The sequence below is a fragment of the Marinobacter sp. THAF197a genome, assembly GCF_009363275.1.
Taxonomy (GTDB): Bacteria; Pseudomonadota; Gammaproteobacteria; order Pseudomonadales; family Oleiphilaceae; genus Marinobacter.
Genome location: NZ_CP045324.1, coordinates 3,288,779 through 3,304,395, shown reverse-complemented (window position 1 = coordinate 3,304,395; position 15,617 = coordinate 3,288,779). Strand labels below are relative to the sequence as shown.

The window sequence follows — 15,617 nt, the reverse complement described above, 5'->3', positions numbered from 1 at the left end:
CGGCCGCTCCACCATGCGTATCGAGAGTGACTACTGGACTCGGGAGCTGCAGTTGGAAGCCTGGATGAATCGGCCCGATCACACCTTGATCCGGATTCACTCACCGAAAAAAGAGGCTGGCGTTGGCTCGCTGAGAATCGGCGATGCCATGTGGAATTACCTTCCCAAAGTTGATCGCACGATCAAGATCCCGCCGTCAATGATGCTGCAGCCATGGATGGGGTCCAACTTCAGCAATGATGATCTGGTCAAGGATAGCTCCTTTGTCGACGACTACACCCATGAGGTTGCCGGGGTCGATGATTCAGGCGAGGTGCCGGTGTACCGGGTCGTCTCAACACCACGGCCCGACGCGCCGGTGGTCTGGAGCCAGCTTGAATTCGAGATCCGCGCGGACGCTATTCCCGTGTCCCGAACGATCATCCACATTGAATCCATTGAATTCGATATTCCTGTAGACGAGGCGCTTTTCTCATTGCGTCGCCTGCGCAACCCGGAATGAGGCTCCGCTATGAGCATCGTCAATGTCCAGCATGTGTCGCGGATTTATCAGCAGGATTCCATCGCCGTCAAGGCGCTGAACGATGTATCCGTGGCGATCGAGCCCGGTGAGTTCACAACGCTGGTGGGGCCATCGGGTTCGGGCAAGACGACCCTGTTAAACCAGATCGGGGCCCTGGATGAACCGGATACGGGGCGCATTCAGGTGGCGGGTGAGGAAATCACCGGGCTCAGCCGCAAGCAACGCACCATTCTGCGACTTTGGGAAATTGGCTTTGTATTCCAGGAGTACAACCTCATCGGTGTGCTGTCGGCTCAGGAGAATGTGGAGTACGTGCTGATGCTTCGCGGCATTCCGTTTCGGGAACGACGGGCCGAGGCCCGGCGCATTCTCGCGGAGGTCGGGCTGCAGGGGATGGAACAGCGTCTGCCCCATGAACTCTCCGGCGGCCAGCAACAACGTGTCGCGGTGGCCAGGGCCATCGTCAGTAAGCCTGCGATTGTCCTGGCCAATGAGCCAACCGCCAATCTCGACTCCGCGACCGGTGCGGCCCTGCTGGACCTGATGCGGGGTCTGAACTCGGAGCGCGGTATTACCTTTGTGTTTTCCACCCACGATCCGATGGTGATGGAGCGAGCGCGTCGGAGGTCTGGTGTTTCTCTGGGCTTTTATCGATGGCATCAATGCCCAGATGATCAACAACATGACCGGTTATGTAACCGGCGACCTGAAAGTGCACCAGCGCGGATTTCACGACGACCGGGAAATGAACATTGCCGTTGCCGAGCATTGGAACCTTGCTGAGGAAATGTCCTCCGTAACCGGTGTCGCAGCGACCACGCCCAGGGTGACGGGCAATGCGCTGGCCAGCCATGCCGACCAGTCACGGGCCTTGCAGGTGATGGGGGTCGACAGCACAACAGAGCCGCAGGTAACCCGGCTTGATCGGTCGATCATCCACGGGCGCTATCTGGAGGGGGACAATGAGATCGTTATGGGCGTGGACGCCGCCAGTGCCCTGAGTACCTCCCCGGGAGATGAGCTGGTGCTGGTGGTTCAGGCAGCGGACGGCTCCATTGGCGCAGACCGGTTCGAGGTGGTGGGTGTTTTCGAAACCGGCATCAAACGTATTGATGGATTTGTAGCCCAGATGCCCCTGGCATCCGCCCAGACGCTGTATGCCTTTGAAGGTCGGTTTACCGAGATTGCGGCCCGCGTAGAGGACTCTGACCAGCTCGAAGCGGTGGTTGGAAGCCTGCGGAAGCAGCTGCAGGAACGCAATGTGGAGGTCCTGGGCTGGCTGGTGGAGATCTTGCCTCCAGCGCCCAGACCATTCGCGGCATCTACCGCACCGGCAGTGACCTGTTCGACACAGAGTATGCATTCATCGATATCAATACAGCCCGAACACTGGGCGGCCTGCAGGAGGACGAAGTTTCACGGATCGTGCTGAGGCTGTCAGATCGCTCAGACAGTGTGGCCCTGGCACAGACCCTGAACCAGTCGTCGCCTCTGACCAACCACGGGCTGGTGGCCCAGGACTGGGAAACCTTGCTGCCGGTGGTTGTGCAGATGGTGCAAATGAGCCAGGTGGATTTCTACCTCATTCTGTCGGTGGTCTTTGTGGTGGTCGCGATTGGCGTCATGAACACCATGGTGATGTCGGTGATGGAGCGTACCCCGGAACTGGGCGTCATGCTGGCACTGGGTACGAGAGGTGGACAATTACAGCTGACGATTCTGTTTGAGGCATTCTTTCTTGCGGTGTTGGGTATGGTGGCAGGAACGGTGGTTGGCGGCCTGCTTGTGTTCTGGCTTGGCCAGACCGGTATTGATCTGTCCTCGGTCAGTCGCTCTCTGGAAGCCATCCCCGGTATCATCGACCGCATCTATCCGGTGTTGATTTTCGATCATGTCTGGCTTCCCAGCCTGCTGTTGTTCCTGTGCTCCGTGCTGGTAGCGCTGTACCCGGCGTGGCGGGCCTCACGACTGGACCCGGTTGAGGCCATTCGGCATGGTTGATCGCACTCCACTGGTGGCGGTGGGCCTGGCCTGGCTGATGCTGGCTTCGAACGCTGCGGCTGATTTCAGCCATTCCGGATCGCTCAAGAATCTCAGTGCCGGGTCGCGCTCGCTGGTTGATGAGGATCGTTACTTCTCGAACCTTACCCGCCTGCGTCTGGAGCCCCGCTATCGATATGAAGACTGGGTTCTGGATGCGGCCTACGACCTGGAGCTGGTGACAGGCAGTTTTCTGGACAGCCCGGAATTCGCCCTGCTCAGAGAGGTTCCCGATCCACGCTACTGGGATCTTCAGGGCGACGTCTATGAGTCAGGGGATGTGTTGGCGCGTCATCAACTCTACCGTGGCACGATACAGTGGCGCTCGCCAGCCGGGGATTTCCGATTTGGGCGCCAACAGGTGAACTGGTCCACCGCCCTGATCTGGAACCCCATGGACATCCTCAATCCTGTCAGCCCCCTCAACCTTGAACCTGATGAACGGATTGGCGTGGACGCCGTGTTATGGGACAGCCCCTGGGGGGCAACCGGCCGAATCAGCGCTGTTCATGCACTGCAACACAGTGACAAGGAGGCCAGCACGGCGGCGAGGGCCAAGCGTTTTGTTGCCGGGGTCGATGCCAGTGTGATGATCGGCGATTTTGCAGGCACGACCAAAGCGGGTGTCAGCGGCAGTAGCTCAGTGGCCGGCACCGGTTGGCGTACTGAACTCGTCTGGAGCGAAGCAGATACTGGCGATGGTTACTGGCAGGGCGTGGCAGATCTGAACTGGGCGTATCGCAACGGCTTTAACCTGGCATTGGAGTATTTCTACAACGGTCAGCCCGCACGGCCCGGAAACCTGGACCTTTTGAGGCTGGTTTCCACCCGCCCACTGTATACCGGGCGCCATTATATCGGGCTGCTGGCATGGCAGGATATAAATCCGTTCTGGCAGTATCGCGTGGTGGTCATCCGCAATGCCGATGATGCCAGTTGGGTACTTTACCCCCGGTCCACATGGACGCTGCCATTCAAACGGGAAATTTATCTCACGGCAGGAGCCCAGTGGTTCGGAGGTGACGACGACAGCGAATATGGGAGATTAGAGCCGGTCGGGCTAATGGAGTTACAATGGTTTTTCTGAACATATAGTTAGGAATTATATGATAAATAGCCGATGATCTTTTCGTAAGATGACCGGCTATGTTTTAACATGATGTTCGCTGCACCGATTTAGTGATGATTATGGTTAATAGGCGCTCTCTCTGATTGTTCTTTTCCGTAATTAACTTCGCGTGATTCATCCTGGTTTGCCTGAGATTTTTTTACCATCCCATGGTTTTGTTTCTCATGCATACAGTGCATGTGCATGCTTTTAGTATGCTCTGTTTTGTTAGGGTAACTGCGTTCTTCATTGATGCGATCGGCCAAACCGCCGGCCGTGGCCATGGTTGAAAATGCAGCCATGATTGCAGTAACGATAATTAGTTTTTTCATAATGTTGATCTCTCTTTCTATAAGCTGACTCGGTAATTCAAGTCAGGTTCAGGTTGGTATGGTTTACTTGCTGGCGTTAGAACGCCGGCTGCTCAGCATTCGAGTCAGGCGGTGCCTGCGTCTCCGCGAGCTGACTTTGCCGCATGGTTTACCCTGCGGTATTTTTTTGCTTTTTCTCCAATGCCTTATGATAGGCGCGACCCTCTTTCGTCATCATTTGCAGGCGAGCCTCCATACCTACCTCGGAAATGGCATGGCGCGTCATGTCCCTGTGCAAACGCCGCATATCGTCATTCTGAAGAATCTTTTCAACGGACTCGGTGTTCATCATTTGGCTGTGCATGGCCTTCATGTTCTTATTGTCTGACATGTTGCCTGCAAGTACGGATGTTGAAATCGTGACGGCTGCTGCAAATACAAATAACGTTTTCATTATTACACCTCCGGGTTGTTTGATGGCTCTATTGAAACATCGGTTTCTGAAATGACCCTGAATTTTAATAAAAAACAAAGAATCTCGATATTCCTAACCTATTGAACTATTCTTTGGTCATGAAAATACGTCGACGTTCCGGCCAAAGTCGGACTCAAGCAATAAACATGCGAATCATTGGAGAAAACCATGTCATACACAATCAATCGAATGATCAAAGATGCTGATTTTGAAGAGGTCGATAAAAGGACGCGGCAGGCACTTACTGACCACAGCTTCGGGGTGTTGACGGAAATCGACGTCAAAGCCACCATGAAGAAAAAACTGGACAAGGATATGCCTCAGTACCGGATTCTTGGCGCCTGTAACCCTGCCATGGCGTGGGAGGCCATCGGAGTTGAACCGCGGGTGGGGGCCATGCTGCCTTGCAATGTCATTCTCCGTGAGGTGTCGGAGGGTGTGGAGGTCAGCGCAATCGACCCCGTGGTGTCCATGTCCGCCATTGATAATGACGAACTCAAGCAGGTTGCCGGCAAGGTCAGGGATATGCTTTCTGAGGTTGTTCAGGCGATCTGAAACGTTAAAAACCTCCCGGATGCTGTTGCCGGGAGGTTTTCCACTTTTTCAGGCTACTCCTCTACAGCTCAGGGCCTGCTCAAAGCATCTTTTTCAGCTCACCATAGCAGCGATAATTGCTTTCTTCATGATATTTTCCTTTCTTGCCATAAACAGGCTCAGTAATTCAGCTCGGTTTCAGGTTTGTGTGTTTTACTTGTCCGCGATCAGGGCATCGACTGCTCAACATTTGAGTTAGCCGGTGCTTGTGTCTCCGCGAGTTGACTTTCCCGCAGGGGTTACCCTGCGGTGTTTTTCTCCCTTTGTTCTAGTGCCTTATGATAGGCTCGGCCCTCTTTCGTCATCATTTTCACGCGAGCCTCCATACCCAACTCAGAAATTGCATAAAGCGTCATGTCCCTGTGTAAACGCTGCATATCCTCATTCTGAAGAATGTTTTCAACGGGTTTTGTGTCCATCACTTGGTTGTGCGTGGCCTTCATATTCTTATTTTCTGATATGTTGCCTGCAAGTACGGATGTTGAAAAAGTAACTGCTGCTGCAAACACAAATAATTTTTTCATAATTACACCTCCTGTTTGGTTGGTGAATGCAGTTAATCATTAGTTTCTGAAATGAAGCTGAAATATAAAAAATATATTTTTGATATTTGTCAACGGCCGAAAATTGATTGGGTTGTGCGAGGGGTATGCGGATATAATTATTTTATTGTTAAATAGGCTGTGTCGCCGAACAATACGAAGTAAGGGGCTTGAACTGACCTATCGGAAGTACATAGGGACTTTGTGTTCGCTTATTTCTGTTCTCTGTCCTCGTGATCATAAAGGCGATGCGTTTACGATGACGCTGCACAGTCACATCGTTATGGATTCCTTTGAACAGGTTCCGTCCGGAGGCTGCACCGGGGCGTCCGCTGTCGTTGTCAGCAGCGAGCTTGGGTTAGCCCGCCATCAGCATCCAGACGGCCCCAAGGCTGGCCAATGTGCTCACCAGGGGGATAACCCCCATTTTGAACTGGAACGCACAGAGAAACGCCACGGCTGAGAGTGTCAGCATCGGCACATCTACGCTGGCAAGATGGGGCAGTTGCATGTTGACACCATACTCCGAGAAGAGGAATTGCTCGGCGAACAGTGCGCTGATCGCAAACCAAAGTGCCAGGTTGGCAATCACTCCAACGACGACGGCAGTGACGGCCCCAAGGGCGGAAGAAATGGCTTGGTTTGCGCGTAGTTTCTCCACGTAGGGCGCACCGGCAAAGATCCACAGAAAGCAGGGCAGAAACGTCACCCATGTGGTCAGCAGGGCGCCAATAGAGGCGAAGAGGAGCGCAGACTCGCCGGCAGCATCGCGGTAGGCTGCGAGAAATCCAACGAACTGTGTGACCAGAATAAGGGGCCCTGGCGTCGTCTCCGCCAGGCCGAGGCCCTCCAACATTTCACCGGGCTGGAGCCACTGATAGTTCTCAACCCCTTGCTGGGCCACGTAAGACAGCACTGCGTAGGCGCCGCCAAAGGTGACTGTCGCCATCTTTGAGAAAAACACGGCAATCTGCGAATACACATGGCCGTAGCCCAGGGCGGCCAGCAACCCGAACACGGTTAGTGCCCAAAGTATCAGACAGGTCAGGGCGGCACGCCGGGTGCCCGGGCGCACAATGGTTTCGGTGCTGACTAACGACTGATTAGCCTCCGTATTGTCCGGCCCAAGTCTACGTGCTATCAGGTAGCCCGTAATGCCCGCCGTCAGAACCACGATCGGAAACGGTACGCTGAAAACAAACAAGGCCAGAAAACCGGCAACGGCGAGGAACGGCCTCAAGGTGCCCTTGAGTGCTCGTTGCCCGATTCGTATCAAGGCCTGAACAACAATTGCGAGCACCGCCGCTTTCAGGCCGAAAAAAACACCTTCAACAAGAGTCAGGTCACCGATGGTGACATACGCCCAGGACAAAAGGAAAATCGCCAGGGCACCGGGAATGATGAACAGCAGGCCTGCAATAACCCCGCCCCTCACACCATGCATTAGCCAACCGATGTAGGTGGCAAGTTGCTGAGCCTCAGGCCCGGGTAACAGCATGCAATAGTTCAGGGCGTGTAGAAATCGAGACTCATCCAGCCACTTCTTCTCGTCTACAATAATCCGGTGCATTAGCGCGATCTGCCCTGCCGGGCCGCCGAAGCTGAGAAGACCGATCCTAATCCAGACTATCAGCGCTTCCCTGAAAGAAACTTCACTCATTAGCCCTTTTCCTTGATTACATTATTCAATATCGTTTATTTGTGCCTCGTCCCTGAGGCTGTCGCAGTGGTGCGTACTTTACCAGTTACAGCATTTTCTTCAGTTCACCGTAATCACCGCCGGTGCGCAGTACCATGGTCACATTGTTGTTGTTGCGGTTCCGAAAGAACCAGCCGTGGTTGCCGGTAAAGGCGGCTTCCAGTTCGCCCTCGTCTTCCGGAACGCCCCGGCCCTTTTCGTAAGAGATGGACCGGCCGGCACCATCGCCATGGGTGTCAAAGTTAACGGGGCCACCTTCGGATTCCCAGGAAAACCGGGCGATGGCGCCCTCATTCATGGTGAGCTTGAACTCCGTACCCTGGCCCGGCGTCAGCACAAAACGAACCTCATCTTTCCATTCGGTTTCGTCGGCGGTTGCTGGAGCAGGCTCTTCCGGCGCAGGCTCGGCTTCCGGAGCTGCTTCGGCAGTGGCGGCGGGCTCAACCGATGCTGGCGCCGGCGCTTCTGTCTGGGGTTGCACCGCCACCATTTGCGCGGCGGCATCGGCGGCCGCTTCTTCGGCCAGCTGTTCCTTGATTTCACCCATCTCGGTCAGGCCCAGAACCCGGCCGGCACCGGTCGGGTCCAGCGCATACTCGGCGGGCATGACCACCGTCACCAGCAGCACCAGTGCAACAATAGCGGCGATGATGGTGGATCGAATCAGTTTGGCGGTGGAGGGTAGTTCTTCACGGTTTGGTCTATTGGTGTTGTACATAACGAATCTCCAGAATTAGGCGATAAAATAACCGGTGAGCTGATAACCGAAGAGCAGGAAGCCCGCGCTCATCATGGCTACATTGGTGGTGTAGGCGTGGCGGAAAAAGCCGTCGGTTTTACGCCAGAAGCTGATGGCGATCAGGATCATGGCCAGGGCGATGAGCTGGCCGATTTCCACCCCGACGTTGAACGCCAGCAGGTTTGGCACCAGGCCGTCCGGCGAGATGTCGTATTCGATGATTTTTGAAGACAGGCCAAAGCCGTGGAAGAACCCGAAGATCAGCGTGGCGGCCTTGGTGTTGGGCTGGAAACCAAACCACCGTTGATAGGCACCGATGTTGTCCAGCGCCTTGTACACGATGGACAGACCGATAATGGCATCAATGATGTAACTGTTGATGCCAATGTTGAAATACACCCCCAGCAGCATGGTGGTGGAGTGCCCTACCGCAAACAGGCTCACATAGATCGCGATGTGTTTCATCTGGTAGAGGAAGAAGATGACACCCAGCAGGAACAGCAGGTGGTCATAGCCGGTGACCATGTGCTTGGCCCCCAGATACATGAAGGCTATCAGGTTAACCCCGGTGATCTCCTGGATATAACCTTTATCGCCCTCGGCGACGGCGTGGGCGAGTGCATCGGCGCTCATGCCGAATAGCCCGAGGGTCAGAACAATCCATAACAGACGGTATCCGCCGGTGGCATGACGCCTACGCCGAACGCCGCCAAGCAAAGTTGACAACATAAAGACTCCAATTGTGTTCGTTCAGTCAGCTGCAGTGCAGCGAGAATCAGGCAATCAGAGCGGGTTTTGGAGGGCGTTCAAGGCGATAACGAAAATTCTGGGGCGAGGCACCGGCGAAAGACAGGGGTTGCCGGTGTGAAACTACTAGTGCAGCTGTGAGCGTAATGGTCAGCCGATCTGCCGTTTCATGGGTGTGGTTGCCAGAGTCGTGGTGCTGGTGAGAGCCGTGTGAGCTCTCGCCGTGATCCTCCAGGCTATGACTGTGGGAATGATCACCATGATCAGTCACGTCCAACCCTGTGAGTTCGGCAATACCATGGGAAGATGCTTCACCAATGGTGGAGAGCGTCATGCCAGCCAGTGCGATGAGCATAACCATCAGTGGCAACAGTGTTCTGTGGCGAATGGTGGCGATCATGGGCGTCAGTGCACTGGCTCGGTCATGGGCATCGTCGGGATAACCCAGCTTCGGTAGTTGTATTGCTTGAGCGAATGAGGATACCTTTCTCGCCGAACGGATAACAATTAAATGTCAAAAATGTTCCGAAGGGGTCTCACCTGCTGGAGCTTCGTGGAGAGCAATGCAATGACCTGGCTTATAACCAAATACGCCATCACCGCCGCCCTGGTAGTACTGATTTCGGAAGTTGCCAAGCGCAGCGACAAACTCGGCGCACTGATTGCGGCGCTGCCCATGGTGACTGTGCTGGCGATGGTCTGGATGTATGTTGAGCATCAGCCTGCGGACAAGATCTCCAACCATGCCTGGTACACCTTCTGGTATGTGCTGCCCACCTTGCCGATGTTTCTGTTGTTTCCGTTCCTGTTACCCCGTTTGGGATTCTGGTTGTCGCTGGCGGTCAGTGCCGTGCTGACCATGATCTGTTTTGTTTCCCTGGCACTCGTAATGAAACGATTCGGCGTTGGTTTGATGTAAATTCAATAGCCAGATCAGAGCACGTGTCTGATTGTTTTGAGCGAGATCAAAAAATCCATTATTTAGGATAAATCTTTCAGTCACAGTTCAGGTTGCCCCTCTAGCATTCTCCGCATAACAGCCTTTTGCGGAGAATTCACTTTGCGTTATCTCAGACACCTTCCAAAACTGGGCATGGCCACGATGCTGGCCATCTCAGCCTTGCCCGCAGCGGCCCAGCAGGAGCTGGGCCTGACGTCGGCCATTGAAATCGCCATACGGAATGACCCCTGGCTGCAAGGCAGTGTTTATCAGGAACAGGCCCTCAGGGAAGAAGCGGTGGCACAGGGCTCGCTGCCTGACCCCCGCTTGACGCTCGGGCTGGCAAACCTGCCCACAGACACTTTCGATCTCGGGCAAGAGGCAATGACCCAGACCACCGTTGGCATTACCCAGCGCTTTCCCCGGGGGGACAGCCGCCGGATTGCCAAAGCCAGGGTACTGCAGATGGCGTCAATACAACCCCGCCAGCGAGACAATCGTGAACTCAAGGTGACCGAAACAGTCACCCACCTGTGGCTCGATGTCTGGCGCGCCCAGCAAAGTGTGCAGCTGATCGAGAGCAGTCGTGGCCTGTTCGAGCAGTTGGAAGACGTTGCCCAGGCGGGCTACCGCTCGGCCACAATGAGCGCCCGGCAGCAGGACGTGATTCGCGCATCCGTCGAGCTGACCCGGCTGGACGACCGGCTAACCGCGCTGTCAGCAGAGCTCAGTTCCAGCCGTGAGGCGCTGGCGGAGTGGGTGGGAGCATGGGTTGACGAAATAGCTGGAATCCGTGCCGACCTCCTGGCTGTTGACGATGCCATACCGTCGTATTTGACAGCACTGTCTGCGAACGGCAGTCCGAAGGTCGATAGCGCACTGGCGATCGACCACCCGATGATTCGTGCCACGGATGAACTGATTGAGGTGCGGACTCTGGAGGTGGACCTGGCGAGACAGGCCTACAAACCGGAATGGTCACTGTCTGCACAGTACGGATACCGCGATAGAGCCCCCAATGGCCAGGACAGGGCCGACCTTTTCTCCGTCGGTATCAGTGTTGATCTCCCACTATTCACCAGTAACCGCCAAGACCGGAACCTCAAAGCCTCCGTGGCCCGGGCAGAGACCGTTAAAACCGAACGTATGCTGCAGCTGCGCCAGTTGCAGGCGTCAGCCCGCAGTGCACTGGCGCGCATTGAGCGCCTGGATGAGCGCATTACACGTTACCGGGAAACCCTGCTGCCTCAGATGGAGCAGCAGGCCGAAGCCGCCCTGAGTGCTTACAACTCTGACGATGGTGATTTTGCCGAAGCCGTGCGTGCGCGTATTGCCGAGCTGAATGCCCGCATCGAGCTGGTTCAGATGGTGGCCGAGCGCGCCAGGTCGCAAGCCAGTTTCGATTACGTCACCGCCGGCGCGGACAACGCCTCACCCTCTTCATCGACTCGATATCAGGACTGACAACTATGGCCAATTTCATTCGCCCTCTGGGCTTTCTCGTGCTGGGTGGTTTTGCCGGTGCCGGCATTAGCTGGTGGCTGGCGGCTGGCGCAAGCATGGATCACACCGCTGATCCTGCACATTCACAGGCCCAGGAGCCGCTTTACTGGGTGGCCCCCATGGACCCTGATTTCAGAAGGGACAAACCGGGCAAGTCGCCCATGGGGATGGACCTTGTGCCGGTTTATGCGGACGGCGGAGCCGCGGATGACCCAGCGGGCACCGTCCGGATATCGCCCGCCGTGACCAACAACCTGGGTGTGAGGACCGGCACGGTTATCCAGGGGCGCCTGCCACTAAACATCACCACCGTCGGGCACGTCCAGTATAACGAGGACGCCATGGCCCATGTGCATCCCCGTGTTGAGGGCTGGATTGAGGCGCTGTATGTGAAGGCGGAGGGGGAGCCGGTTGAACAGGGCAAGGCCTTGTACTCGTTGTATTCGCCCACCCTGGTTAACGCTCAGGAGGAACTGGTTCTGGCGTTGAACCGGGGCAACGAGAATCTGGTCCGTGCTGCAGAGCAGCGTCTATTGGCGCTGAATGTTCCAACCAGCCTGGTACGGAGCCTGAAGGATACCCGCGAAGTGCGCCGTACACTGACGGTCTACGCACCGGCGACCGGGGTTATCGAGAGTCTCAATGTGCGCGAAGGGATGTTCATCAAACCCGGCGACCAGGTGGTGACCATTGCCTCGCTGGACGAGGTCTGGGTTCTGGGCGAGATGTTCGAGAGCCAGATTGCCGCAGTTAAGCCCGGTGATCGGGCGGTGATGACATTGGATTATATGCCGGACCGGCAGTGGCGGGGGCAGGTGGATTACGTCTATCCGGAGATCAACACAACAACCCGCACGGCCCGGGTCAGACTGCGCTTTGATAACACCGACGGTGCCTTGCGCCCGGGTATGTTCGCCCGGCTGAACATACAGGGAGAGCGTGGTGACCGGCGAATGTTAGTGCCCCGGGAATCCGTGATCCGTACCGGCCAGAGTGACCGTTTGGTGCTGGCTCTGGAAAAAGGAGCGTTCAAATCGGTTAACGTCGATGTTGGGCGCGTAGGTGAGGAGTATGTGGAAATTCTGCAGGGGGTAAGCCCCGGCGACACGGTGGTCACCTCGGCGCAGTTTCTGATCGATTCAGAATCCAGCAAAACCTCTGACTTTCTGCGTATGTCGCCCCGACCGACGGAGATGGATCACAGCGCCCATGGCATGCAGCATGAAGGGGGCCACTGATGATCGCGTCGCTGATTTACTGGTCGGTTCGTAACCGTTTTCTGGTTGTCATGGCAGCACTGCTGCTGACCGGTCTGGGACTGTACTCCCTGAAGAACACGCCAGTGGATGCACTGCCGGACCTGTCGGATGTCCAGGTCATCATTAAAACCAGCTATCCGGGACAGGCGCCTCAGGTGGTAGAGGACCAGGTTACTTACCCGCTGACCACCGCCATGCTGTCGGTGCCGGGGGCGCAAACCGTTCGAGGCTATTCGTTCTTCGGTGACTCCTACGTTTATGTGATCTTTGACGAAAACACCGATATGTACTGGGCCCGCTCTCGGGTGCTCGAATACCTGTCGCAGGTGGCGCCGAATCTGCCGGAGCAGGCCCGGCCACAACTGGGGCCTGACGCCACCGGCGTGGGCTGGGTGTATCTGTACGCCTTGGTAGACCGCACTGGCCAGCACGACCTGAGCCAGCTCCGAAGCCTTCAGGACTGGTTCCTGAAGTATGAGTTACAGACGGTACCCGGTGTTTCGGAAGTGGCCACGGTGGGTGGCATGGTCAAGCAGTACCAGGTGCAGGTGAGCCCGGAAAAGCTGCGTACCCTGGGGATTCCCTTGTCCCACATTGAAACCGCCATAAAACGCGGTAATCAGGAAGTGGGGGCTTCTGTCATTGAAATGGCCGAGGCCGAGTACATGGTGCGGGCCTCGGGCTATATCCAGTCCCGGGAAGACCTGCTCTCAATTCCGCTGGGTCTCGACGACAACGGCACCCCCGTTTTGTTAAAGGATGTGGCCAGCGTAGAAGTTGGGCCGCAGATGCGCAGGGGCATTGCCGAGTTGAATGGCGAGGGCGAAACGGTCGGCGGCGTTATTGTGATGCGTTTTGGTGAAAACGCTCAGGAGACCATAAGGGGGGTGAAAGCCAAACTGGAGTCTTTGCAGAGCAGCCTGCCGGACGGCGTCGAGGTGGTCACGGTGTATGACCGCTCCGGGTTGATCGATCGCGCTGTGACCAACCTCTGGAACAAATTACTGGAAGAACTTCTCGTTGTGGGGCTGGTGTGCGTGATCTTCCTGTTCCACGTGCGTTCGTCACTGGTGGTGATGGTCAGCCTGCCAGTCGGCATCCTGACAGCCTTCATCGTAATGTACTGGCAGGGCATCAATGCCAACATCATGTCGTTGGGTGGTATCGCCATTGCCATAGGCACCATGATTGACGGTGCCATCGTGATGATCGAGAACATGCACAAACACATGGAGCGTACACCGCTGACCCGTGAAAACCGCTGGCAGGTGGTGGCAAAGGCATCGGCCGAAGTGGGGCCGGCGCTGTTTTTCTCATTACTGATCATTACCGTCAGCTTTGTCCCGGTGTTCGTGCTGGAAGCCCAGGAAGGCCGAATGTTCTCGCCGCTGGCCTACACCAAAACCTATGCCATGGCGGCCAGTGCCGCTCTGGCGGTCACGCTGGTGCCAGTGCTCATGGGTTACTTCATCCGTGGCAAGGTGCTGTCGGAGCATCGAAATCCTGTAAACCGGTTGTTGGTGTCGGGCTATCTGCCAATGCTGAAGGGTGTCCTGAAGTATCCGGTGACAACCCTGGTAGTGGTGGTTCTGATTCTGGCGTTGGGGTTGTGGCCTGCATCCCGGATAGGCAGCGAATTCATCCCGCCTCTGGATGAGGGTGACCTGATGTATATGCCAACCACCTACCCAGGGATTTCCATCGGCAAGGCCCGGGAATTGCTGCAACAGACCGACCGGTTGATTGCCTCGCTGCCGGAAGTGGAAACGGTTTTTGGCAAGGTTGGCCGGGCAGAGACCGCGACAGACCCCGCCCCGCTGACGATGATTGAAACGTTTATTCAACTCAAGCCACGCGACCAGTGGCGTGAGGGCATGACCACCGAAAAACTGAAGCAGGAATTGAATGCCCTTATCCAATTTCCCGGCGTTACCAATGCCTGGGTGATGCCGATCATTACCCGGATTGACATGCTGGCGACCGGGATAAAAACGCCGGTTGGCATCAAGGTTGCCGGGCCTGAGCTGGCAACCATCGAGGCAGTGGGCAAGCAACTGGAAGCCATTCTTTCGAAGGTTCCCGGTACGGCATCTGTGTATTCCGAGCGCGTTGCCGGTGGCCGATACGTTCAAGCTGATATCGACCGATTACGGGCGGCGAGGTATGGCCTCAACATTGCCGATGTTCAGCAGGTGATCGCTTCGGCGGTGGGCGGGATTAACGTGTCTCAAACCATCGAGGGGCTGGAAAGATACCCTATCAATGTTCGTTACCCTCAGGATTACCGCGATTCCCCCGAGAAGCTCCGGCAGCTGCCGATCGTGACACCATCCGGCCAACGCATTGCCTTGGCGGATGTGGCCGACATTCGGATTGAGGACGGCCCTCCAGCAATAAAAAGTGAGAATGCCCGGCTTAATGGCTGGACCTTTGTGGACATCGAGGGTGTTGATGTTGGCAGCTACGTAGGACAGGCCATGGCGGCTGTAAATGATGAACTGCAGCTGCCGGCAGGCTACTCCGTGGCCTGGTCCGGCCAATATGAATACATGCTCCGGGCCAAGGAAAGGCTGACCTATGTGGTCCCGCTGACCCTGGCGATCATTGTCATACTGTTGTTTATGAGCTTCCGCCGCATTGCTGAGGTGGCGATGATCCTGGGCACACTGCCGTTTGCTCTGGTGGGCGCAGTCTGGTTTATGTATCTATTGGGTTACAACTTTTCGGTTGCCGTTGGAGTGGGATTCATTGCCCTGGCGGGGGTTGCCGTAGAGATCGGGGTCATCATGCTGGTGTACCTTAACCAGTCTTACCAGGCGATGCTTGAGAGTTGCGAGCAAAAAGGTCTTGAGCCCAGGCGTGAAACTCTCCGGCATGCCGTTCTGCATGGTGCCGGGTTGCGGGTTCGGCCGATCATGATGACCGGAAGTTCCATCATCATTGGGCTGTTACCCATCATGTTCGGCACCGGGACGGGCTCGGAAGTAATGGGGCGCATCGCAGCCCCGATGGTGGGTGGTATGGTCAGTGCTATGCTGCTGGCATTGTTGGTCATTCCCGTATTGTTCTACCTCTGGAAACGAAGGGGCCTTGCACGCAGATGACCTGAGTCAATTCTTACCAACAGAGGAAGCCGG

At 56.1% G+C, this 15,617-nt stretch carries 16 protein-coding genes; 9 read left to right on the top strand and 7 right to left on the bottom strand.

Annotated features, from left to right (window positions below):
- Positions 1 to 13: 13 nt before the first annotated feature.
- The 4 genes from FIV08_RS15330 to FIV08_RS15310 all read left to right on the top strand — a co-directional run bounded on the left by FIV08_RS15330 (position 14) and on the right by FIV08_RS15310 (position 3,650).
- Positions 14 to 502 carry an outer membrane lipoprotein-sorting protein gene (locus FIV08_RS15330; RefSeq protein ID WP_227510252.1) on the top strand — a complete coding sequence of 163 codons (489 nt, stop codon included), beginning with the start codon at positions 14 to 16 and terminating at the stop codon, positions 500 to 502.
- Between the two features lie 9 nt (positions 503 to 511).
- A complete protein-coding gene (locus FIV08_RS15325; RefSeq protein ID WP_228715436.1) occupies positions 512 to 1,306 on the top strand; it encodes an ABC transporter ATP-binding protein in 795 nt (264 codons plus the stop codon).
- Positions 1,307 to 1,948: 642 nt separating this feature from the next.
- Complete coding sequence (locus tag FIV08_RS15315) at positions 1,949 to 2,524, top strand: ABC transporter permease (RefSeq protein WP_152438965.1); 576 nt, start codon at positions 1,949 to 1,951, stop codon at positions 2,522 to 2,524.
- Positions 2,517 to 3,650 carry a hypothetical protein gene (locus FIV08_RS15310; protein ID WP_072676412.1) on the top strand — a complete coding sequence of 378 codons (1,134 nt, stop codon included), beginning with the start codon at positions 2,517 to 2,519 and terminating at the stop codon, positions 3,648 to 3,650. Before FIV08_RS15315 ends, FIV08_RS15310 begins: the two co-directional genes overlap by 8 nt.
- Positions 3,651 to 3,739: 89 nt before the next feature.
- Here the strand turns inward: FIV08_RS15310 and FIV08_RS15305 are convergent, their stop codons facing one another.
- Both FIV08_RS15305 and FIV08_RS15300 read right to left on the bottom strand, forming a co-directional pair.
- Positions 3,740 to 4,003 (bottom strand): hypothetical protein, encoded by a 264-nt coding sequence (locus FIV08_RS15305; RefSeq protein WP_072676413.1) that lies wholly within the window; start codon positions 4,001 to 4,003, stop codon positions 3,740 to 3,742.
- A gap of 148 nt (positions 4,004 to 4,151) precedes the next feature.
- Positions 4,152 to 4,436, bottom strand: a complete 285-nt coding sequence (locus tag FIV08_RS15300) for a hypothetical protein (RefSeq protein WP_061333250.1) — start codon at positions 4,434 to 4,436, stop codon at positions 4,152 to 4,154.
- Positions 4,437 to 4,625: 189 nt separating this feature from the next.
- Here FIV08_RS15300 and FIV08_RS15295 point away from each other — a divergent pair, with 189 nt between their 5' ends.
- Positions 4,626 to 5,012, top strand: a complete 387-nt coding sequence (locus tag FIV08_RS15295) for a DUF302 domain-containing protein (RefSeq protein ID WP_152438964.1) — start codon at positions 4,626 to 4,628, stop codon at positions 5,010 to 5,012.
- 278 nt (positions 5,013 to 5,290) lie between these two features.
- Here the strand turns inward: FIV08_RS15295 and FIV08_RS15290 are convergent, their stop codons facing one another.
- The 5 genes from FIV08_RS15290 to FIV08_RS15270 all read right to left on the bottom strand — a co-directional run bounded on the left by FIV08_RS15290 (position 5,291) and on the right by FIV08_RS15270 (position 9,178).
- A complete protein-coding gene (locus FIV08_RS15290) occupies positions 5,291 to 5,575 on the bottom strand; it encodes a hypothetical protein (RefSeq protein WP_061333249.1) in 285 nt (94 codons plus the stop codon).
- A 376-nt stretch (positions 5,576 to 5,951) separates the two neighbouring features.
- Positions 5,952 to 7,253 (bottom strand): chromate efflux transporter, encoded by a 1,302-nt coding sequence (gene chrA / locus FIV08_RS15285; protein ID WP_152438963.1) that lies wholly within the window; start codon positions 7,251 to 7,253, stop codon positions 5,952 to 5,954.
- Positions 7,254 to 7,338: 85 nt separating this feature from the next.
- Complete coding sequence (locus FIV08_RS15280) at positions 7,339 to 8,010, bottom strand: hypothetical protein (RefSeq protein ID WP_061333247.1); 672 nt, start codon at positions 8,008 to 8,010, stop codon at positions 7,339 to 7,341.
- A 15-nt stretch (positions 8,011 to 8,025) separates the two neighbouring features.
- The gene (locus tag FIV08_RS15275; RefSeq protein ID WP_323847484.1) at positions 8,026 to 8,664 is read right to left on the bottom strand and encodes a HupE/UreJ family protein; all 639 of its coding nucleotides are present in this window, start codon (positions 8,662 to 8,664) and stop codon (positions 8,026 to 8,028) included.
- Positions 8,665 to 8,806: 142 nt separating this feature from the next.
- Entirely contained in the window at positions 8,807 to 9,178 is a 372-nt protein-coding gene (locus FIV08_RS15270; RefSeq protein ID WP_152438961.1) for a hypothetical protein, read from the bottom strand.
- A 168-nt stretch (positions 9,179 to 9,346) separates the two neighbouring features.
- Between FIV08_RS15270 and FIV08_RS15265 the strand changes: the two genes are divergently transcribed.
- The 4 genes from FIV08_RS15265 (at position 9,347) to FIV08_RS15250 (ending at position 15,584) form a co-directional block, all read left to right on the top strand.
- Positions 9,347 to 9,697: a DUF3147 family protein gene (locus FIV08_RS15265; RefSeq protein ID WP_058092654.1), complete on the top strand. Its 351-nt coding sequence runs from the start codon at positions 9,347 to 9,349 to the stop codon at positions 9,695 to 9,697.
- Between the two features lie 141 nt (positions 9,698 to 9,838).
- Positions 9,839 to 11,182, top strand: coding sequence for a TolC family protein (locus FIV08_RS15260; protein ID WP_228715435.1), 1,344 nt, complete (start codon positions 9,839 to 9,841; stop codon positions 11,180 to 11,182).
- A 5-nt stretch (positions 11,183 to 11,187) separates the two neighbouring features.
- Complete coding sequence (locus tag FIV08_RS15255; protein WP_152438960.1) at positions 11,188 to 12,459, top strand: efflux RND transporter periplasmic adaptor subunit; 1,272 nt, start codon at positions 11,188 to 11,190, stop codon at positions 12,457 to 12,459.
- Entirely contained in the window at positions 12,459 to 15,584 is a 3,126-nt protein-coding gene (locus tag FIV08_RS15250) for an efflux RND transporter permease subunit (RefSeq protein WP_152438959.1), read from the top strand. Before FIV08_RS15255 ends, FIV08_RS15250 begins: the two co-directional genes overlap by 1 nt.
- Positions 15,585 to 15,617 lie beyond the last annotated feature (33 nt).